Raw genomic sequence first — 20,790 nt, 5'->3', positions numbered from 1 at the left:
CTTTCGTCCCGTAATGTGACCCCTCGTCGTCGGTCAGGAAACTGGCCCAATGGCTCGTGGGGAAGGGACTCCGGGACTTTGATGGACTCGATGGAACGCACCGTCGTCCGTTGTGCCGAAGGGCACGTGTTCAGCACCGCTTCGTTCCCGATGCAGCAGGCCGACCGTCTCGGTCCCGGCCGGCTCATCCGGTGTCCGCGCTGTGCTCGACTGCGGCATGCCGTTCCGGTGGGACCTGGCAAGCGGTAACAGGACGGAGCAGGTGAAGCGCGCGGCCCCGCCGATTTAGGCGGGCCCGCGCGCTCTGCGTATCCTCGCTACGTGCTTCTCTCAGACAAGGACATCCGGGCCGAGATCGACGCCGGACGGGTACGGATCGATCCCTACGACGAATCCATGGTGCAGCCGTCCAGCATCGACGTACGCCTCGACCGCTACTTCCGGGTGTTCGAGAACCACAAGTACCCGCACATCGACCCGAGTGTGGAGCAGGCCGACCTGACCCGGCTCGTGGAGCCGGAGGGCGACGAGCCGTTCATCCTCCACCCCGGTGAGTTCGTGCTCGCGTCGACGTACGAGGTCATCACCCTCCCCGAGGACATCGCCTCGCGCCTGGAGGGCAAGAGCTCGCTGGGCCGTCTCGGTCTCGTCACGCACTCCACGGCCGGATTCATCGACCCCGGCTTCAGTGGCCACGTGACGCTGGAGCTGTCGAACCTCGCGACGCTCCCCATCAAGCTCTGGCCCGGGATGAAGATCGGGCAGCTGTGCCTGTTCCGGCTGTCGTCGCCCGCCGAGTTCCCGTACGGGAGCGAACGGTACGGTTCGCGTTACCAGGGACAGCGGGGGCCGACGGCCTCCCGTTCCTTCCTCAATTTCCATCGGACCCAGGTGTGAGCAGCAGCGACATGAGTGACGTGCGCGAGAACCTTACGTACGAGAAGTTCGGCGTCGCCGTGCGCGAGCTCGCCCAGACGATCGCCGACGACGGGTACGAGCCCGACATCGTGCTGAGCATCGCGCGGGGAGGGGTGTTCGTCGCCGGCGGCCTCGCGTACGCCCTCGACTGCAAGAACATCCACCTGGTGAACGTCGAGTTCTACACGGGGGTGGGGACGACGCTGGAGATGCCGGTCATGCTCGCGCCGGTCCCCAACGCCATCGACTTCAGCGACAAGAAGGTGCTCATCACCGACGACGTCGCCGACACCGGCAAGACGCTGAAGCTGGTGCACGACTTCTGCCTCGACACGGTGGCCGAGGTGCGGTCCGCCGTCGTCTATGAGAAGTCGCACTCGCTGGTGAAGTGCGAGTACGTGTGGAAGCGGACCGACGACTGGATCAACTTCCCGTGGAGTGTCGAGGAGCCCGTCGTGAAGCGTGACGGACAGGTGCTCGACGCCTGAGCGGACGCGCTGCCCGTACGGAAGGGGCCCGGCACCGAGACGGTGCCGGGCCCCTTCCGCGTACGGGTGCGTACTAGAACGTGCCGAGCTTGATGATCGACAGCAGGGCGATCAGCTGGATCGCGGACGCCGCGAGGGCCTTCGGCCAGGGCAGGTCGTGGGACTTGGAGACCATGGTCGTGAGCAGTGCGCCCGCGGCCAGCCAGGTCGCCCAGCCGAGGAGCTGTACGAAGCCCTCGTCGCCGCCGAGGAACATGCCGACGATCAGGCGCGGGGTGTCCGTGAGGGACGCGATCAGCATGGACAGGCCGACCGTGGGCTGCCAGGCGCCGTCGCCGCCGAGCTGGCGGGCCAGGGTGTGGGTGACCACGCCGAGGATGAAGAAACTGATGGTGACCGCGACGCCGGTGGTGAGGACGTAGGGGATCGCCGACGAGAGCGTGGCGTTGATCACGTCCTCGCGGGCGCCGTCGAAACCGAAGATCGCCAGCAGTCCGTAGAGGAACGTCACGATGAGGGCCGGGGCCCACATCGCGTAGTCGCGCATCTGGAGGTACGTCGGGGCGGGGCGCAGGACGACCCCGCTGAGCAGCTGCTTCCAGTGCAGGCGGGGGCCGACGGGGCCTGCCGCGGCGGAGCCCGCCTGGTAGGTGGCGCCCTGGGTGTACGGGTCCTCGTTCACCGAGAACGCCTGGGTGTGGCCCGGGTTGTTCGCCGCGTACGGGTCGTAGCCGCCCTGCGGGTGCCGCGGCGTGCCGGGGTCGCCGAAGTACTCCGGCTCACCGTGCCCGTTGTTGCTCTGGGGCCACTGCTGCTGGCCCCCGCCTCCGTAGTACTGCGGTTGCCCCTGCGGCGCTTCGCGGTTGTCCCGGCCGCGTCCGTTCCTGAATCCAGCCACGTGTCGAACGTACCTGGTTTCGGGGGGAGGGATGCCGGGCCCGGGGATCCGGGCCCGGCATTGCGGCTGAGCTGTGACATCCCCTAAGGGGCGCCCCGAGGGGATGCCACGGGTGCGTTACGGGGCCAGGATCCCGCCGTACGCGAGCGGGTCGGACGACGCCGGGAGCGTGAGCGTGCGCGGGGAGAAGGCCGTGACGGGGGAGTCGTCCCCGCCGGGCAGCAGCCAGGCGGCGCCCAGCGACGCGTTCTCGCCGGGGGAGCCCGCGACCAGGTCGGCGGTGCCGTCGTGGTCGTAGTCGGCGGCGGTCAGCGCGGCCGCGAAACGGTCGCCCGCCTCCGCGACGCCCGGGACGCCCGACGTGTCCTGCTGGACGCCGACGCCCACGGCCCGGCCGGACGCGTCGAGGACGCCGGCCGGGCTGCCGCGCAGCACCGTGAACGCGCCTGCCTTCGCCTTGCTGCCGATCGCCTCGCCGGGGGCGCCGACGATCAGGTCGTCGCGGCCGTCGCCGTCCAGGTCGGCGACGGCCAGGGCGTCACCGAAACCGTCGCCGGACTCGGCGACGCCGGGCACGCCCGGGGTGTCCTGGTTGAGGGTCTGCTTGCGGTAGCCGAAGGAGCCGCCGGGGCCCGCGCCGTATCGGATGTGGACGCCGCCGCCCTTGGTCAGTTCCTCGGGGCCGCACGGGTCGTCGATGTTCTCGTCGGCGATCTCGCGGCAGTCGCCGAGCGCGAGGTCGTCGTGGCCGTCGCCGTCGAAGTCGCCGACGGCCAGGGCGTTCGCGGCGCCGTTGTCGTTGGCCCAGAACAGCAGCATGCTCTTCTCGTCGGTGTTCCAGCCGTAGAGGAGGACGTGCGACTGGAAGTACGGCTGGCCCTGCTGGTAGTGGGCGACGGCGAGGTCGGTGCGGCCGTCGGAGTCGAAGTCGCCGGTGGCCAGGAGCGGGGCGCGGCCGCCCATGTGGTCGCCGGCGAACGTGGTCGTGGACAGGCGCGGATCGGTGGTGCCGCCGCCCTTGTAGAGCTGGACCTTGTCGGTGGCGCCGATCGCCAGGTCGTTCTTTCCGTCGCCGTCGAAGTCGCCCGCGGCGAGCGACAGCCCGTACTTCACCCCCGTGTTGATGCCGTCGGCGAGCGGGCGGCCGGTGCCGAAGCCGCCCTTGGCGCCGTGCACGATGGTGACGGTGCCGCCGTCGCGGACTTCGCCGTCCTCGCCGGGGACGCCGACGACCAGGTCGGTGACGCCGTCGCCGTCGATGTCGGCGGCGGTCACGGAGGCCCCGAACCGGTCGCCCGCCTCGGGGACGCCCGGGACGCGGGCACTGTCCTGGCTGATCCGGACCGAGCCGTGGGAGCCGACGCCCTTGGGTCCGCCCCAGACGACGTTCACGTACCCGGCACCGGCCTTGCCGGAGACCGTCGCCGAGGGCAGGCCGACGGCGAGATCGGGGTAGCCGTCGGCGTTGAAGTCGGCGGTGGGGGCGGCGGGTTCGGGCGTGGCGGCGAGGGCGGGGGTGGCGGCGAGCGCCGTCGCCGCGAGGGCCGTCGCGGTGGCGAGGGCCAGCGGGACGGTGCGGTGGAGTCGTGACATGGGAGCTCCAGCTCGTCTGGGGGAGAGGGGTGTCGGGTGCCGGTGGTTACTGGAGGAAGGCGCTGACGGGAAGCTGGTTGAACTCCGTGACGCCCGCCGTGGTGATCCCGGTCGTCGCGCCGGGCAGCCGCAGCGAGTCGTAGCCGCCGGAGACGAAGAGATCGGCCTTCTTGTCCCCGTCCGTGTCGCGCAGGCGCACGTCGCCGCCGAAGCTGTCCCACTCCTCCAACGCGCCCGGCACGCCGGGGCTGTTGCGGGCGAACCACTGGGAGCCGGTACCGGACAGGCCGCTCGCGCGCCCCTTGAAGAGGTGGACGCCGCCCGCGGTCTTCTTGCCGTCGATCGCCTCGTTGGGGACGCCGACGGCGAGGTCCGCGTAGCCGTCGCCGTTGACGTCGCCGGCCGAGACGACGGTGCCGAAGCTGTCGTAGTCCTCCGGTGTACCGGCGACGCCGCTCGACGCCTGGGTGATGCGGGTGTCACCGGCGGGTCCTGACGAGGAGCCGTACCAGACGGTGAGGCGGCCCTTGTGCTTCGAGTACATCTCGGTGCCGATGGCGATGTCGCCGTAGCCGTCCTTGTCGAAGTCGGCGATGACGCCGTCGCCGCCGCGTTCACTGCTGCCGCCGTTGCCGGACTGCGACTCCAGGCGCAGGGTCTTGCCGGAGGTCAGTGAAGAGCTGCCGCCCGTGATGAACCAGGCGTCCGATGCGATGTACGACGGGGTGACCACGTCGCCGATGATGGTGAGGTCGGTCTTGGAGTCGCCGTTGACCTTGCCCGCGATCAGGGCCGTCGCGTAGAACGACGACGTCTTGTCGAGCTTGGTGACCGCGCCGGTGCGGCCGGAGCGGGTGAACGGGCCGCGGTAGACGTACGTGACGGCGCCGTTGACGACGGCCAGGTCCTGCTTGCCGTCGCCGTTGAAGTCGCCGGTCGCCAGGTCCTTGCCCATGGCGTTCCACGAGTCGGGGTTCTTGTTCGCCAGGGTCGTGCCGGTCTTCAGGCCCGATGCCGAGCCCCACAGGATCGTCACCGCGCCCTGGCCGACGCCGTGCGAGCCCTTCTCGTGGGTCGCCGACACGGCCAGGTCGCCGTATCCGTCGCCGTCGAAGTCGGCGGCGGCCCGCACCTCGCCGAACATGTCGTCGGCCTCGTCGGCGCCGGGCACTCCGGCGCTCGCCTGGCTGATGCGCCGGGTCGTGGTGCCGGGGCCGTCCGCCGTGCCCAGCACGACGGCGACGCTGCCGCCGCCGTTGCCGCTGTAGCCGGCGTAGGCGTAGTCGCGGTACCCGTCGCCGTTGAAGTCGTCGGCGTACTTGGCGGGGGCGGCCGTCGCGGGGCCGGCCGGGAGTGCCAGGGCGCCGGATGCGGTCAGGGCCGCGGCGAGGAGGAGGACGCGCTTGCGCATGGGTGACTCCGTGTCTGGGGAACGCCCGGTCCGGTGCTCCGCCGAGCACCGGACCGGGCGGTGAACTGCACTGAGATACGCGTCAGTTGGCGGCGTTCGCGCCGAACTGCGGGTAACCGTCCGTGCTCACGCCGGCCGCCGTCGTGGAGATGCCGCGCGAGCCGGTCGTGGTGATCTTCGTGCCGTCGGACGGCAGGTAGGTCAGCGCGCCGTTGCCGTCGTTCTCGCCGAGGGCGCCGACGGTGAGGTCGGACTTGCCGTCCTTGTTGACGTCGGTGAGCTTGACCTCGCTGCCGAAGTAGTCGTACGCCTCGTCGTCGCCGGGGACGCCGGGCGTGGACTGGGCGAGGAACTGGGTGCCGGAGGTGGTGTTGATGCCGTCCGGGGAGCCGTAGAGGACCGTGACGGAACCGGTGTTGACCACGGACGGGCTGCCGAGGTTCTCGCCGGAGGCGCCCGCGACCAGGTCCTGGTAGCCGTCGCCGTTGATGTCGCCGAGGGAGACCTCACCGCCGAACCAGTCGCCGCGCTCGGAGGAGCCGGGGACGTTGCCGGTGTTCTGGTCGACGTCGACGGACCCGGTGGGGCCGGAGGGCGAGCCGTACAGGATGTGGACCTGGCCGCCGGTGACGGACTCGGGCACCGAGGGCTCCGAGGAGCCGGACTTTGCCGGGTCCCAGTCCTGGCCGGTGACGATGTCGCCGAAGCCGTCGCCGTTGATGTCCCCGATGCCGGTGATGACACCGCGCTTGAGCTGCTTGGCGCCGCTCGTGGTCAGGCCGGAGGCGGAGCCGGGGAGGTAGTAGTTGGTGTTCCAGCCGTACCCGCCGTCGTTCTCGTAGCCGTCGACGACGAGGTCGGTCTTCTTGTCGCCGTTGACGTCACCGGCGGTGAGGATGAGCGGGCCCGCGTCGCCGCCGCTCATGATGTTCGGCTTGACGGTGTAACGGCCGCCTGCGGTACCGGACTTGGAGATGCCGCGCTTGAAGACGTAGATGGTGCTGGAGGACGAGCCGACGGCCAGGTCCTCGGTGCCGTCACCGTCGAAGTCGCCGGCGGCGAGGGCCTTGCCCCAGCGGTCGTGGGAGGAGGCGGCCGGGTCGGCGATCGTGGTGCCGCCGGACAGGCCGGACGTCGAGCCCCACAGGATGGCGACGGTGCCGCCGTTGGTGTCGGTGCCGACCTTCTCGTGCTCGGCGGCGACGGCCAGGTCGTCGAAGCCGTCGTGGTTGAAGTCGCCGTAGGCGGTGTTCCAGCCGAACGAGTCGCCCGTCTCCGCGCTGCCCGGGACGCCGGTGGTGTTCTGGCTGATGGTGGTGCGCTTGGTGGAGGTGATGCCGCTGGCCGAGCCGTACAGGGCGACGACCTGGCCGGCCTGCTTGTGTCCGGCGACCGTGGCGTAGCCGGCGGCGAACGCGACGTCGCCGAAACCGTCGCCGTTGAAGTCCGCCTCGTGGTGCTGGACGGAGTCGGCGGCCCCGGCCGTGCCCGCGGACACGGCGAGCAGGCCGCCGGTCAGCGCGGCGGCCACCGCCGTCGCCGTGGCGAGGCGAAGGCGGGTCGGGGACGGAGCGGGGATGCGTCTGTGCTTGGGCATGGGCTGAGCTCCTGCGGCAGGAAGGGGATGTCTGGCGGACATCCCGCGTCGATGAGATGCCGGACCGCGGGTGTTTGCCGGGAGTTGTCCCGGACATGACCCGCCGTTCGGCGAACAGGAGACTCGTCGGGGGGTGCAAGGGTTGTACGGAAACTTCAGGGAAATCGGGGGCTGATGGGGCGGGCGGGCGATAGATGCCGGTAGTTCCGGAAAGACCCGTACCCGCCCCCCGGAGGGCCTAGGGGGCGAAATCGACCGTGGAGAAGGTGAGGCGCGGCTTGTCGGCGAGGAGGGCGGAGGTCCGTGCGCCCGGCAGCACCACGACGGTGTCCTTGCCCGCCGCCGAGTCGCTGGTGCGCTGGAGCACCACGTCGTCCCGCCCGTCCCCGTCGAAGTCCGCGACCGCCACGACCCGGCCCGCGCCCGGTGTGCCCGGCACGACGTGGGAGCCGGAGCGGACCAGGTGCGCGGTCGTGCCGCCCGAGACGACCAGGTCGGTGCGGCCGTCCCCGTCGAGGTCACCCGCGTCGAGCGTGGTGCCGGACACCTTGAGGGCGGCGCCCGCGCCCACCTTCGGCCCCGCCGCGGTCAGGACGGCCGCGCTCTTCGCCGGGGCGGCGCCGAACCGGCCGAACGCCACGTCCGTACCCGCCGGGTAGGCCGCGCCGGGCGCGCCCGGACCCTTCGGGCCGCCGAGGACGACGGCCGAGCGGGCGGTGCCGTTGTGGGCGCGGACCAGGACGTCGTCGGCGCCGTCGCCGTTCAGGTCGGCGGCCGGGCCCGCCGGAACGTTTCCGGCGGCCTGCGCGAGGCGGGCCGTGCCGCGGGGCGCGCCCGCGCGGGTGAACGGGCCGGGCAGGAAGGTGAGGCGGCCGTCGCTCGCGTGCACCACGAGGTCGTCCTTGCCGTCGCCGTCGAAGTCGCCGCAGACCGGCTGGTCCGGCCAGTCGTTGCCGAAACGTGCCTGCGCCGGGATGCGCAGCTTTACGCCCTTGCCGGAGATGCCGGTGGGCGAGCCGAAGAGGATCTGCAGCGGCACGGGCGGCTGGCCCTGGCCGTCGTAGGGCGGGTCCGTCGACACGACGAGGTCGGCGAACCCGTCGCGGTCGAGGTCGCAGCTCGCCTCGGAGCTGAACGCCGCCGGCGTCTGCCCCTTCGTCTGCGCCGCGTACTTCGCGGGCGACAGCACCTGCCGGGTCGCCGGGTCGAGCCCGTGCCCCTTGCGCCCGTACACGATCCCGATCCCCGCGTCGTCGCCGAGCCCGTCGTGGGCCAGATCGTCGAGTACGAGGTCGGGGGCGCCGTCACCGTTGAAGTCGGACGCCACCTTGCTGCCGGTGCCGCGCGGGACGGGACGGTCCGCCCGCGCGTCCTTGCCGGTCAGGGCCACGGGGCTGTGCGAGGCGGAGCCCGCGGCGGGCTCCGTGCCGCCGCAGCCGGTGAGTGCGGCCGTGAGCAGTACGGCACCGCTCAGCCCCGCCACGCCCTTGCGCAGAGCCGTGCCCCGTCCGCAACTTTCTCTGCCTGCCATCAGCAACGACCCCGTCCACCTCATGAGTTCACAACCTGCACATGATGGCGCCCGCGGGGCGTGGCGTTAAGGGGCACGAGATGCCACGTTCGTCACGCCCCGCGCGCCGGGGCGTCAGCGCAGGGTCGTGCCGAACGCGATGCCCGCGCCGGGCAGACCGACGTCGGCGCCGTTGAACGAGGTGATCCTCGCCGTCGTCACGAACGGGTCGGCGCCGCGCAGCACCCACACCGCGCCCGCGTCCATCGTCGTGCGGATGTCCTCACCGGACGCGGCGATCTCCAGGTCGGCGCGCTTGTCGCCGTTGATGTCCTTGAAGGCGAGGGTGGAGCCGAACGCGTCGCCGGGCTCCGGGGCGCCGGTGACGCCGGGGGTGGCCTGGTGGTAGGCGCGGCCGCCGCTCTCCACGTAGCCCTTGCGGCCGTCGAGGACGGTGACCGAGCCGGTGCCCCTGACGCCGTCGACCGTCTCGCCGGGGGCGCCGATCGCGATGTCGGCGCAGCCGTCGTCGTTCATGTCGCCGACGGCCACGGACGCCCCGAACCGGTCCTCGGGCTCGGTGACCCCGGGCACGTCCTCGCTGTTCTGGGTGACCTTGCCCATGCCCTCCATCTCGTCGGTGAAGACGGCGCCGCCGCCGTAGATGACCCAGACCGAGTTGTCCTCGGGCTGCCCGGTGACCAGGTCGGGGATGCCGTCGCAGTTCACGTCGCCGGTGGCGGCGGCGCCGGTGGTGGAGCCCAGGAAGCTCCCGTCGAGCCGGCCCGAGTGGTAGCCGATGTCGCCGGGCCCGCCGTCCACCCAGCCCGTGTACGCCGAGCCGTCGGCGTTCTTGCCGTACAGGACGTACGTGTACGTCTCGCCGACACCGGCGCCGTGGATCTGGAGCGCGGTCTCGCCCTCCAGGGTCACGCCCTCGGGGATGAAGTCGACCTCCGGCGCGTACGCCGACGCGGGGGTGCCGTCGCCGTACCACCACCAGTTCTTGGCGCTGACGACGGACAGCTGCTCCCAGTCGTCGCCGTCGAGGTCGACGAAGACCGCGCCCTCGCCGAAGCGTTCGTCGTCCGCCGTCGGCGCGTGGTAGACCTGCGCGCCCTTGGTGAAGGGCTTGGTGCCGCCCCAGACGACGGTGACGGAGCCGCTCGCCCAGTCGGCGACCTGTTCGCCGGGAGCGCCGATGATGAGGTCGGTGTAGCCGTCGTGGTTCACGTCGCCACTGGTGACGTTCTCGCCGAACTCGTCCTCGGGCTCGGTGGCGCCGGGGACGCCGGGGGTGGCCTGGGTGATGGTCACGGACCGGGCGGGTCCCACGCCGGAGGCCGAACCGAACGTCACCGTCACGGAGTTGGTCTTCGGGGTGCCGATCGCCAGGTCCCGGTAGCCGTCGCCGTTGTAGTCGTCCTTGAGGGCGGTCGCGGCGGAGGCGGTCCCCGCCAGGGGGAGGGTGAGGCCGCCCGCGGTGAGGGCGGCCACCCCGGCGGCGACGGCCAGTTTCCGGATACGCACGGTCAACTCCGTTGGGGTGAGGGGATGCTGTGCTCTGTGTTCACCGGTGTGACGGCTGGGGTTCGGTGAATGGTTGTACGGGGTGGGCGGCGGATTCTGTTGTCGGGTGCGGGTGGGTGGGGCTTCTCGCCCGACCAGCCCCCACCGGCCCGCACCCGAGAACGACGCACCGCCCCCAACGGCCCCTAGTCGTCCACCGCCGCCCCGAACCGCGCATCCTGGGCCGGAGCGGCCAGCGACCCCGCTCCGTAGGTCCAGGAACCCGACGCCGTGATCCCGCCGGAGCCCGCCGAGAAGACCCAGACCACGCCGTCGTTCGTGTTCTCGCCCGGCGCCGCCGCGAGCAGCCCGAAGCGGCCGTCGTCGTTCGGGTCGGTGAAGGACACCTGGGCGCCGAACTTGTCGCCCTTCTCGGCGGCGCCGGGCACGTCCGCCGAGTCCTGGTTGACGTCCCGTGCGCCGCTCGCCGTCAGGCCGTCGGCGGAGCCCCGCAGGACCCAGACCGCGCCCGCGTCGGCGACGGTGCCGATGTCCTCGCCGGGCGCGCCGACGGCGACGTCGGCGAACCCGTCGCCGTTCGTGTCGCCGACCGACAGGTCCCCGCCCCAGCGGTCGCCCCGCTCGTGGGCGCCCGGTACCCCGGGGCTGTCCTGCGTCCACCGGTCGGCCTCACCGGCGGGGCCCGCGTCCGAGCCGTAGTACACGCCGATCATGCCTCCGGCGACGGACTCGCCGCCCTCGTCGGGGCCCTGCGGCTCGCCGGTGACCAGGTCGTCCTTGCCGTCGCCGTCGATGTCCCCGGAGGCGACGACCGGGCCGCCGCGCAGCGCGAGCACGGGCAGCGGGTCGGCGTCGGAGGCGGTGCCCGGCAGGACGTAGGACCAGCCGTGGCCGCTGTCGTCGTCCACGGAGATGCCGGAGACGACGAGGTCGGCGAAGCCGTTGGCGTCGTAGTCGCCGGTGCTCAGGTTCGTCGGCCGGATGCCCGGCGGCTCCTCGGCCGCGGAGCGGGCCTTGGGCGCCTTGTGCGCGAAGTCGGTTCGGGAGTGCCGCACGAGGTTCTTGCCCGAACCGCCCGTGGCGCTCTTCGCGGCGGGCGCCGCCTCGTACCGGAAGATCGCGAGGCCCACCGAGTCGAGGACGGCGAGCAGGTCGCCGTCGCCGGTGTCGGTGAAGCGGGCCGCGGCGAGCGCGGAGCCGAAGCGGCCGCCCTTGGCGGGCTCGTCGGCCTCCAGGCCCGTACTGGCGCTGCCGGTCAGGCCCTTGGGCGTGCCCCACAGGACGACGCCGCCGCCGGAGTCGGCGAGGGTGCCGAGGTCCTCGCCGGGGGAGCCGACGATCGCGTCGTCGTAGCCGTCGCCGTCGAGGTCGCCGGTGGCGACGGCCTGGCCGAACGCGTCGCCGGCCTCGGCGGCCCCGGGCACTCCGGTGGTGTTCTGGCTGATGACGGCGGAGCGGGACGTGCCCATGCCGCTCGCGCCGCCGTACTGGACGGTGACGAGACCGGCCCCGGCGCGGCCGCCGACGGTGGCCCCGGGGGCGCCGACGAGGACGTCGTCGTAGCCGTCGCCGTTGAAGTCGGTGTTGCGGTCGTTCGCCCGGGTGCCGCCGGGACTGCCCGCGTACGCGGACGGGGCGGCGGCGATGCAGGTACCGGCGAGGAGGAGGAATGAGGCCGCGGCGACGGCGGCCGTACGGTTCTTGCGCACGAGCGGCTCCTGAAGCGAAGGAAGGCCGGGCAGCGCGGGGGTATGGCCGGAAAGGGCCCGTTCCTTGTCCGACGCCCCGTTCGACACGGGATCAGGCGCAAGGGTTGTACGGGACGGGACAAGCGAAAGGGCACCCCGTCGGAACGGGGTGCCCTCAGTGACGTACGAACTCGCCTATGAAAGAGGCTACTTCACGGGCTCGGGCTCCGGCGCGTCCTCGGTCTCCGTCTCGCCCGCCGGGTCGGCGGGCGTCTTCACGGAGTCGAGCAGCAGCTGGGCCACGTCGACGACCTGGACGGACTCCTTGGCCTTGCCGTCGTTCTTCTTGCCGTTGACCGAGTCGGTCAGCATGACGAGGCAGAACGGGCAGGCGGTGGAGACGATGTCGGGGTTCAGCGACAGGGCTTCATCAACGCGCTCGTTGTTGATGCGCTTGCCGATCCGCTCCTCCATCCACATCCGCGCGCCGCCGGCGCCGCAGCAGAAGCCGCGCTCCTTGTGGCGGTGCATCTCCTCGTTGCGCAGGCCCGGGACCTTGCCGATGATCTCGCGCGGCGGCGAGTAGATCTTGTTGTGGCGGCCCAGGTAGCACGGGTCGTGGTACGTGATGATGCCCTCGACCGGGGTGACCGGGACGAGCTTGCCCTCGTCCACCAGGTGCTGCAGCAGCTGCGTGTGGTGGATGACCTCGTAGTCGCCGCCGATCTGCGGGTACTCGTTGCCGATCGTGTTGAGGCAGTGCGGGCAGGTGGCGACGATCTTCTTGGCCGTCTTCGGCTTCTTCGACTCGTCGGTGACCTTGCCGTCGTCGTCGTACTCCTCGCCGAACGCCATGTTCAGCGCCATGACGTTCTCCTGGCCGAGCTGCTGGAACAGCGGCTCGTTGCCGAGGCGGCGGGCGGAGTCACCGGTGCACTTCTCGTCGCCGCCCATGATCGCGAACTTGACGCCCGCGATGTGGAGCAGCTCCGCGAAGGCCTTGGTGGTCTTCTTGGCGCGGTCTTCGAGTGCGCCCGCGCAGCCGACCCAGTAGAGGTACTCGACCTCGGTGAGGTCCTCGATGTCCTTGCCGACGACCGGCACCTCGAAGTCGAGCTCCTTGAGCCACTCCAGGCGCTGCTTCTTCGCCAGGCCCCAGGGGTTGCCCTTCTTCTCCAGGTTCTTGAGCATCGTGCCCGCCTCGGACGGGAACGCGGACTCGATCATCACCTGGTAGCGGCGCATGTCGACGATGTGGTCGATGTGCTCGATGTCGACCGGGCACTGCTCGACGCAGGCGCCGCAGGTGGTGCAGGACCACAGGACGTCCGGGTCGATGACGCCGTTCTCCTCGGCGGTGCCGATCAGCGGGCGCTCGGCCTCCGCGAGGGCGGCGGCGGGCACGTCCTTGAGCTGCTCCTCGGTCGCCTTCTCCTCGCCCTCCATGGACTTGCCGCCACCGGCGAGCAGGTAGGGCGCCTTGGCGTGCGCGTGGTCGCGCAGCGACATGATCAGCAGCTTCGGGGAGAGCGGCTTGCCGGTGTTCCAGGCGGGGCACTGCGACTGGCAGCGGCCGCACTCGGTGCAGGTGGAGAAGTCGAGCAGGCCCTTCCAGGAGAAGTGCTCGATCTGGGAGACGCCGTAGACGTCGTCCTCGCCCGGGTCCTCGAAGTCGATCGGCTCGCCCTTGGAGGTCATCGGCAGCAGCTCGCCGAGCGAGGTCTCGCCCTTGGCATTGCGCTTGAACCAGATGTTCGGGAAGGCGAGGAAGCGGTGCCAGGCGACACCCATGTCGGTCTTCAGGGCGACCGTGATCATCCAGATGAAGGAGGTCGCGATCTTCAGGCCGGCGAAGAAGTAGGTGAGGTTCTGGAGCGTGGAGACGTCCAGGCCCTCCAGCGCGTTCACCACCGGGTACGAGATGAAGAACGAGGACTCGTAGCCGTCCACGTGGTGCTGGGCGCCTTCGAGGGCGTGCAGCATGAAGATGCAGACGCCGACGATGAGGATGACGGCCTCGACGAAGTACGCCTGGCCGAAGTTGGAGCCGGCGAAGCGGGACTTGCGGCCCGGCTTGTTCGGCTTGCTCAGCTGGCGGATGACGATCAGGACGAGGATGCCGAGGACCGTCATCGTGCCGATGAACTCGACGAAGACGTTGTACGGCGCCCACTCGCCGATGACCGGCAGCAGCCAGTCGGCCTGGAAGAGCTGGCCGATGGCGTTGACGATCGTCAGCAGCAGCGAGAAGAAGCCCACCGCCACGAACCAGTGCGCGACACCGACGACGCCCCAGCGGTTCATCCGGGTGTGGCCGAGGAACTCCCTGGCCACGGTGACGGTGCGCTGGACGGGCTCGTCGGTGCGGGTGCCCGCCGGCACGTTCTGGCCGAGCCGCATGAAGTTGTAGATCTGCAGGACGGCGCGCGCGAACAGGGCCACGCCGACCACGATCAGAACCAGCGACACGATGATCGCGGCGAGTTGCATTTGGGGGCTCCTCGGGCCTGCGAGGTGGTCTCGTCGTTGACGTACGAGTGATTACTAAGCGGTAACTTATGCAGTCCGTCTGAGACTACCCACTTACGCGGTCGCAATGTAGTCGGCCCGGTGGTGATCTGCGTCGCTGAGGCAACCCTCAGATCACGGTGTCACACCGTTCGCCGCGCGCGCCAAAGCAGATCGTGTTATTCGCCCCATATTTGGACATAACGGAATACCTTATGTAGGGCTCCGGACGGGCGTGCCCCACCGGTGTCACCCCGATACCGCAACTCACCGAGGGGCCCACGATGACCACATCCCTGACGTACCTGGTCACCGGCGGCGCAGGCTTCATCGGCTCGCACCTGACCGACGCGCTGCTCGCCCAGGGCCACACCGTCGTCGTCCTCGACGACCTGTCCACCGGTGACCGCGGCAACCTCGCCGCCGCCTGGCCCGACCCGAGGCTGCGCTTCGTCCGCGGCTCGGTCCTCGACGCGCGGCTCGTCGACGAGCTGACCGCCCGCTGCGACGCGGTGGTCCACCTGGCCGCGGCCGTCGGCGTCCGCCGCGTCGTCGAGCAGCCGCTCCGCTCCTTCGCCACGAACGTGCGCGGCACCGAGCACGTCATCGAGGCCGCCCACCGGCACGGCCGCAGGCTGCTGCTCGCCTCGACCGCCGAGATCTACGGCAAGAACAGCGCGGGCCCCGTCGCCGAGACCGCCGACCGGATCCTCGGCCAGACCACCGTCGCCCGCTGGTCGTACGCCACCGCCAAGGCCGTCGACGAGATCCTCGCGCTCGGCCACCACCGCGAGCACGGCCTGCCGGTGACCGTCGCCCGCCTCTTCAACACCGTCGGGCCGCGCCAGTCGGCCGCGAACGGCATGGTCCTGCCGCGCCTCGCCGCGCAGGCCGTCGCCGGTCAGCCGCTCACCGTGTACGGCGACGGCACCCAGCGGCGCTGCTTCACCTACGTCACCGACGTCGTCGACGCGCTGCTGCGCCTGCTCGCCCACCCGGGGGCCGACGGCGAGGTCTTCAACGTCGGCAGCGCCGAGGAGACCACCATCGCCGACCTGGCGGGCCTCCTCGTCGAACGCTCCGGCTCCGCCTCGCCGCTCCGCTTCGTCCCGTACGAGGAGGTGTACGCCGACGGCCACGGCTTCGAGGACGCGGCGCGGCGCGTCCCCGACACCCGCAAGCTCCGCGAGCTGACCGGCTGGACACCCCGGGCGGACCTCCTGGACATCGTCGACGCGGCGCTGCTCGACGCGGGCGGCGGGACGCCGGGGCCCGTGACCGCGCCGTCCGCCTCGCCCGCCGTCCCGGCCCGGGTCTGACCGTGCTGTACGGGATCGCCGCCGCGGCGACCGCGCTGCTGCTCGCCGCCGCCCTGACCACCGCGCTGCGGGCGCTGGCGCCGCGCACCCCCCTCGGCGCCGCCCGGCCCGGCGGGCGGCGGGCGGCGCGGAACCGGAACGCGTCGCGCCTCGGCGGCGTCGCCGTGGCCGGGGCCACCGGCCTCGTCGCGGGGACGGGGGCCGCCACCGGACTCGTCCCGCTGGGCTCCACCACGGGCACCCTGCTGCTCGCCGCGGGCGCCGTCGCCCTGCTCGGCCTGCTCGACGACCTGCGGCCGATGGGGGCGCGGGCCCGGATCATCGTGGAGGCCGGGGCGGCCAGCGTGGTGGTGCACGGCACCCACCTCGGCTTCCTGACCGGCGCGCTCGCGGTGCTGTGGATCGTCTTCGTGACGAACGCCTTCAGCCTGCTGGACCACTCCGACGGCGCGATGGGCGTGGTGGGCGTCGTCACCGCGCTCGGCCTGTGCGCGTGCGCCGGGGCGGAGGGCCTCGGCCCGCTCGCCGTCGTCCTCGGCCTGCTCGCCGCCTCGCTCACCGGGTTCCTGATGCACAACTGGCATCCGGCCCGCGTCACCCCGGGCGGCTGCGGCTCCCTGTTCACCGGGTTCCTGGTGGCCTGTGCGGCCCTGCTGGTGAACGCCGGGCACGAGGCGCCCGAGGCACCGGCCGCGCTGTTCGCGCTGACCGTGGTCGTCACCGCCGACATCGTGCTGGTGGTGGTCTCCCGGCGGCGGGCCGGACGCGGGGTGCTGCGCGAGGGCACGGACCACATCGCGCACCGGTTGCGCCGGCTCGGGCTCACCGCGCCCGGGGCGGCGGTGGTGCTCGGCGCGGCCGCCGCGCTCGGCACGACCACGGGGGTGCTGCTGCACCGCGGGGCCGTCGGGGCCTCGCTGGTGTGGTGGCTGGGCGGGGCGGCGCTGGTGGCGGTGGTGCTGCTGCTGCGGGTGCCGGTCTACGGGGGCCGCAGACGGGTGCGCAGGGCCGAGGCCGAGCGGGTCGACCTGTTGAGGGCCGACGCCTGAGGCACACCCCGCCTGGCGCGGGGGGCCTTCCCGTCCACGTACACGCAAGGGAGCAGACGCATGATGACCTTTGGCCGGATGCGGGAGCTGGTACGGCAGCTCGCCCAGTGGGAGATCGACCTGGTGCTCGACTCCGGCGGGCAGGACGGCGGCTTCGGGCGGGCGCTGCGGCGCTGCGGCTACCGGGGGCGGATCGTCTCCTTCGAGCCGTTCGGCGGGCCCCGGGCCGGGGTGCGCCGGGCCGCCGCCCGTGACCTGGACTGGCGCGTGCTGCCGTACGCGCTCGGCGACCGGGACGGCACGTGGATGCGCCGCCTCGACGGGGTCTGGGAGGACGTCGTGGCGCCCGGGGAGCGGGTGCTGCTGCAGGTGGACCAGGAGCCGGAACTTCCCCAGGTGCTCGCCGGAGCAGGGGAGTTCGGCGGTGATCTGACCCTCGTGCGGTGCGGTGTCGCGCGTGAGGCGGCGTTCGCATGAAAGTCGCGCTCGTCCACAGCTTCTACGGCGCCGCCGGACCCGGCGGCGAGAACGAGGCCGTCCTCGACCAGGCCGCCGCCCTCGGCCGCGCGGGCCACGAGGTGCGCCTCGTCGCCGCCCGCACCGACCACCTGCAGAACGCGCCCTGGTACGCGGCCCGTTGCGCCGTCACCGTCGCCACCGGGCACGGCCGCAGCCCGCTGTCCGCGCTGCGTGCCTTCGCGCCGGACGTGGTGCACGTCCACAACCTGTTCCCCAACTTCGGCCGCTCCTGGGCCGCCGAGTGGACGGGACCGCTGGTGGCGACCCTGCACAACTACCGTCCGCTGTGCGCGGCCGCGGTCCTGTACCGGGACGGCGCCCCGTGCACCCGGTGTCTCGACGGCGACCGGTGGGCCGGCGTGCGGCACGGCTGCTACCGGGGGTCACGCCTTGCCACGCTGCCGCTCGCGTGGGCCCAGCGGGGCGGGGTGCGCGAGGACCCGCTGCTGCGGCGCGCCGATCGCGCGGTCGTGCTGTCGGAGCCGAGCCGGGACACGTACGCGCGGGCCGGGATGCCGGCCGAGCGGCTGGCGCTCGTCCCCAACTTCGTCCCCCTGGCGGACGGTTCGGCGACCACGGCCGAGGACGCCTGGGTGTTCGCCGGACGGCTCACCCCCGACGAGGGCATCCTCGACCTGCTGCGCCGCTGGCCCGCGGGACGGCGCCTGGACGTCATCGGCGCGGGACCGCTGGAGCGCGCCTGCCGCGCGGCCGCGCCGCCGTCCGTGCGGTTCCTCGGCGCGGTCGGGCGCGACGCGCTGCGCACCGCGCTGCCCGGGTACCGCGGACTCGTCCTGCCCGGCCGCCGGCCCGAGGGCGTGCCGCGCGTCTACGCGGAGGCGCTGGCCGCCGGGGTGCCCGTGCTGGCCTTCGAGGGGACGTCCCTGCCGCACGTCGTGCGCGCCGAGGGGACCGGCACCGTCACCGCCCGGGACGCCTCGCTGCCCGCCGCCCTGGGCGCCGCCGAACGGATCTTCCCCACGCTGCGCGAGCACTGCCGGGCGGTCCACGACAAGCGGTACGGGGAGACGGCGTGGGTCGAGCGGACCGAGCAGCTCTACACCGCCCTGACCCGGTCCGCGGAGCGCGCGTGACGCAGCGGACCCGTGCCGCCGTCGCCGACGGCTTCCCCGGCCCCCGCCGCGTCCGTGCCCTGGCGGCGGCCCGCGACCGGGTCACCGAGGGCGAGGTGCGGCGGCTGCGGGCGTGGCACGGGCTCACCCCCGGGCTCACCGGCCTGTACCTCGGCGGCCTCGACGCCGGACGCACCCCGTTCCTGCTCGCCGCGGCCGACGCGCTCGCCGCCCGGCTGCCCGGGTTCCGGCTGCTCGTCGCCGGGGACGGTCCGCGGCGCGCGTCGGTCGAGCGGCACGGGCCACCGGTCGCGTACGCCGGCGACGTGGGGGAGCGGCGGGCGGCGCTGCTCGGCGCGGCGGCCGAGGTGATGCTGGTGCCGGGAGCCGTCGGCCCGCACGCCGTCGACTCGTTCGCCCTGCGCACGCCCCTGGTCACCACACCGTGGCCGTGCGCGGAAGCCGAGCTGGGCTATCTGGACGACGGCCGCAACGCCGTCGTCGCCCCCGACGAGCCGGGCGCCTACGCGGCCGCCGTGGCCGAACTCCTCACCCGGCCGCGCCGGTTGGCGTGCCTGCGTCGGGCCTGCCGGGCGGACGCGCAGCGGTACACGGTCGAGGGGACGGCCGCGCGGACCGCCCGCGGCGTGGAAGGGCTCCTGCATGGCACTACGTGATCTGCGTCTTCTGCGCACAAGACTGTTCGCCCGCCGCCGGGTGCGCTGGAGCGCCCTGGGTGCCGGGGTGCTCCTGCTGACCCTCGTGTGCGCGGGCGGTCTCGCGTACGCAGTGCTGAACGGCAACATCCGCACCGACTGGGCGACCGACCGGGCCCTCGACGCGGACCACGGCAAACGCCCGGTGGCGCTGCGTCCGGGCGCGCAGAACATCCTGGTCATGGGCTCGGACATCGAGAACACCAAGGACAGCCAGCGTTCCGACACGACGATGCTGCTGCACCTGTCGGCGGACCGGAAGCGGGCCGCGCTGGTGAGCGTGCCGCGCGATCTGATGGTGGACATCCCGGCCTGCCGGCTGCCCGACGGGGAGCGCAGCGAGCCCGAGTACGCGCAGTTCAACTGGGCCTTCGAGCGGGGCGGCGCGGCCTGCGCGATCCGCACCTTCGAGGATCTGTCGGGGGTCCGCGTCGACCACCACGTGGTCCTGGACTTCACCGGGTTCAAGAAGGTCGTGAACGCGCTCGGCGGCGTCGACGTGAAGGTGCCCGAGCGGATGAAGGTGCCGCACGGCGACGTCGTCCTCGACGAGGGCGAGCAGCATCTCAACGGCGCCGAGGCCCTCGTCTTCGTCCGCGGCCGCACCGGCGTCGGCGACGGCAGCGACCTGCAACGCATCGAGCGGCAGAAGGAGTTCGTGCGCGATCTGCTCGCCCAGGTCCGCGAGGCGGGGCTGCTCGACCACACGACGCGGCTCTACCCGGTCCTCGACGCGGTGACCTCCTCGCTCACCGCGGACAAGGACCTCGACTCGCTGAGCGAGCTGTACGGCCTCGCGGAGGCGGCCGGGAAGGTGCCCGAGGACCGCACCGCCATCGTCACGGTCCCGAGCGTGGAGCACCCCGACTACTGGGGGCGCTACATGCCGGTCGAGGACCAGGCGGCGGAGCTGTTCGAGGCGCTGCGGCGCGACGAGGAACTGCCGAAGCACCTCTACAACGCGTACGACCCGGACAACGACGAGCTGTGACGGCCCCGCGGGCCGGTCACCGCGTGCCGCGGCCGGCCGCGAGCGCCCGCACCACCGTCACCACGTACGGCGCCACCATCAGCACCGGCGCCCGCACCCCCGTGTGCCGCCAGCAGTACACCCACCACTGCCACACCGGGAACTCCCGCTGCGAGACCCGCCGCCGCAGCGCCTCGCGCACCCCGATGCCGGGTTCGCGGGACGCCCGCGGCGCCGGGCCGGCCGGGCGGTCGCCGACGTGGCGCGGGGCGACGTAGGCGGCGACGCCCGCGCGGCGGGCCCGGAAGCCGTGGTCGTGGTCGCCCAGGCCGTTCCGGAAGACCTTGTCGATGTCGCCGACCCGTTCGCGCACGGCCCAGGGCAGCAGGACCACGTCGCCGTCGTACGTGTCGCAGGGCTCGGGGCCGCCGGACGGTTCGACCAGGTCGAGGGTGTGGCCGTGCCGGCGGCGGCCGGAGCAGGTGGTGACGCCGTCGTGGCGGACGGCGCCCACGATCACCGCCTCGTCGTCGAACTCCCTTGAGGTGTCCAGGAGTTGGGCGAGGGCGTCCGGGGCGAGCCGGACGTCGTCGTGGAGCCACAGCTGGTGCGTCGGCTCGGGGCTGCCGGCCGCGCGGCTGTTGCGGCTGGCCAGGCGCATGCCCTGGCCCCAGAGGACATCGGGGCCGGCCACCGCGACCTGGGCGCCGGGGTGTGCGCGGCGCACCGCCCGGACGGTGCCGTCCGTCGAGCCGGCGTCGACGAGGTGGACCCGTACCCGGGTGCCGGGCGGCAGGCCGCGCTGGGCCGCGAGCGCGTCGAGGGCGGCGAGCGTGGCGGCGCGGCGGTCGTGGCTGGTCATCAGGACGGCTACCCGGGGCGGCTCCACCTGGGCTCCTCACATCGCGCGTACCGGACATCGGGCGCACAAGTCTTCAGCCCCGGGGTCGGGAATCCGGCGAGCGACATAGGGTCCTGCCCGCCTCCCGGGGCCTCGGATGCC

Annotated in this window: 17 protein-coding genes; 8 read left to right on the top strand and 9 right to left on the bottom strand. The window is 72.6% G+C overall.

Going from position 1 to position 20,790, the window contains the following annotated elements; genetic code table 11:
• The first annotated feature begins 321 nt into the window (after positions 1–321).
• Together dcd and ACQUQD_RS19660 are read left to right on the top strand one after the other, a co-directional pair.
• Positions 322–897 (top strand): dCTP deaminase, encoded by a 576-nt coding sequence (gene dcd / locus ACQUQD_RS19665; protein WP_428953423.1) that lies wholly within the window; start codon positions 322–324, stop codon positions 895–897.
• An 11-nt stretch (positions 898–908) separates the two neighbouring features.
• The gene (locus ACQUQD_RS19660; protein ID WP_428953422.1) at positions 909–1,406 is read left to right on the top strand and encodes a phosphoribosyltransferase; all 498 of its coding nucleotides are present in this window, start codon (positions 909–911) and stop codon (positions 1,404–1,406) included.
• Positions 1,407–1,479: 73 nt separating this feature from the next.
• Here the strand turns inward: ACQUQD_RS19660 and ACQUQD_RS19655 are convergent, their stop codons facing one another.
• From ACQUQD_RS19655 to ACQUQD_RS19620, 8 genes are all read right to left on the bottom strand, one after another.
• Entirely contained in the window at positions 1,480–2,304 is an 825-nt protein-coding gene (locus ACQUQD_RS19655) for a Yip1 family protein (RefSeq protein WP_428953421.1), read from the bottom strand.
• Between the two features lie 117 nt (positions 2,305–2,421).
• A complete protein-coding gene (locus ACQUQD_RS19650) occupies positions 2,422–3,897 on the bottom strand; it encodes an FG-GAP repeat domain-containing protein (RefSeq protein WP_428953420.1) in 1,476 nt (491 codons plus the stop codon).
• 46 nt (positions 3,898–3,943) lie between these two features.
• A complete protein-coding gene (locus tag ACQUQD_RS19645) occupies positions 3,944–5,308 on the bottom strand; it encodes an FG-GAP and VCBS repeat-containing protein (RefSeq protein ID WP_428953419.1) in 1,365 nt (454 codons plus the stop codon).
• Positions 5,309–5,390: 82 nt separating this feature from the next.
• Positions 5,391–6,905 (bottom strand): FG-GAP and VCBS repeat-containing protein, encoded by a 1,515-nt coding sequence (locus ACQUQD_RS19640; RefSeq protein WP_428953418.1) that lies wholly within the window; start codon positions 6,903–6,905, stop codon positions 5,391–5,393.
• A 238-nt stretch (positions 6,906–7,143) separates the two neighbouring features.
• Positions 7,144–8,436 (bottom strand): FG-GAP repeat domain-containing protein, encoded by a 1,293-nt coding sequence (locus ACQUQD_RS19635; RefSeq protein ID WP_428953417.1) that lies wholly within the window; start codon positions 8,434–8,436, stop codon positions 7,144–7,146.
• 114 nt (positions 8,437–8,550) lie between these two features.
• Positions 8,551–9,945 carry an FG-GAP repeat protein gene (locus tag ACQUQD_RS19630; RefSeq protein WP_428953416.1) on the bottom strand — a complete coding sequence of 465 codons (1,395 nt, stop codon included), beginning with the start codon at positions 9,943–9,945 and terminating at the stop codon, positions 8,551–8,553.
• A gap of 185 nt (positions 9,946–10,130) precedes the next feature.
• Positions 10,131–11,654: an esterase gene (locus ACQUQD_RS19625; RefSeq protein WP_428953415.1), complete on the bottom strand. Its 1,524-nt coding sequence runs from the start codon at positions 11,652–11,654 to the stop codon at positions 10,131–10,133.
• Between the two features lie 186 nt (positions 11,655–11,840).
• Entirely contained in the window at positions 11,841–14,123 is a 2,283-nt protein-coding gene (locus ACQUQD_RS19620) for a (Fe-S)-binding protein (RefSeq protein ID WP_428953414.1), read from the bottom strand.
• Between the two features lie 302 nt (positions 14,124–14,425).
• On the opposite strand from ACQUQD_RS19620, the gene ACQUQD_RS19615 reads away from it, so the two are divergent.
• From ACQUQD_RS19615 to ACQUQD_RS19590, 6 genes are read left to right on the top strand one after another with little or no spacing between them, the layout of a single operon-like run.
• Positions 14,426–15,460, top strand: coding sequence for an NAD-dependent epimerase/dehydratase family protein (locus ACQUQD_RS19615; RefSeq protein WP_428953413.1), 1,035 nt, complete (start codon positions 14,426–14,428; stop codon positions 15,458–15,460).
• Positions 15,461–15,462: 2 nt separating this feature from the next.
• Positions 15,463–16,509: an MraY family glycosyltransferase gene (locus ACQUQD_RS19610; protein WP_428953412.1), complete on the top strand. Its 1,047-nt coding sequence runs from the start codon at positions 15,463–15,465 to the stop codon at positions 16,507–16,509.
• A gap of 60 nt (positions 16,510–16,569) precedes the next feature.
• Positions 16,570–16,986: a hypothetical protein gene (locus ACQUQD_RS19605; protein ID WP_428953411.1), complete on the top strand. Its 417-nt coding sequence runs from the start codon at positions 16,570–16,572 to the stop codon at positions 16,984–16,986.
• Entirely contained in the window at positions 16,983–18,122 is a 1,140-nt protein-coding gene (locus ACQUQD_RS19600) for a glycosyltransferase family 4 protein (protein ID WP_428953410.1), read from the top strand. The genes ACQUQD_RS19605 and ACQUQD_RS19600 overlap by 4 nt, the downstream gene beginning before the upstream one ends.
• On the top strand, positions 18,119–18,778 hold the full coding sequence (locus ACQUQD_RS19595) for a glycosyltransferase (RefSeq protein WP_428953409.1): 660 nt from the start codon (positions 18,119–18,121) through the stop codon (positions 18,776–18,778). Before ACQUQD_RS19600 ends, ACQUQD_RS19595 begins: the two co-directional genes overlap by 4 nt.
• On the top strand, positions 18,765–19,808 hold the full coding sequence (locus ACQUQD_RS19590; protein ID WP_428953408.1) for an LCP family protein: 1,044 nt from the start codon (positions 18,765–18,767) through the stop codon (positions 19,806–19,808). The genes ACQUQD_RS19595 and ACQUQD_RS19590 overlap by 14 nt, the downstream gene beginning before the upstream one ends.
• A gap of 16 nt (positions 19,809–19,824) precedes the next feature.
• Here the strand turns inward: ACQUQD_RS19590 and ACQUQD_RS19585 are convergent, their stop codons facing one another.
• Complete coding sequence (locus tag ACQUQD_RS19585; protein ID WP_428957602.1) at positions 19,825–20,649, bottom strand: glycosyltransferase family 2 protein; 825 nt, start codon at positions 20,647–20,649, stop codon at positions 19,825–19,827.
• Positions 20,650–20,790 lie beyond the last annotated feature (141 nt).

It is taken from the genome of Streptomyces sp. cg35 (genome assembly GCF_050410835.1).
In the GTDB taxonomy this organism is placed as follows: domain Bacteria; phylum Actinomycetota; class Actinomycetes; order Streptomycetales; family Streptomycetaceae; genus Streptomyces.
This window is presented reverse-complemented; position numbering and strand designations above follow the sequence as displayed.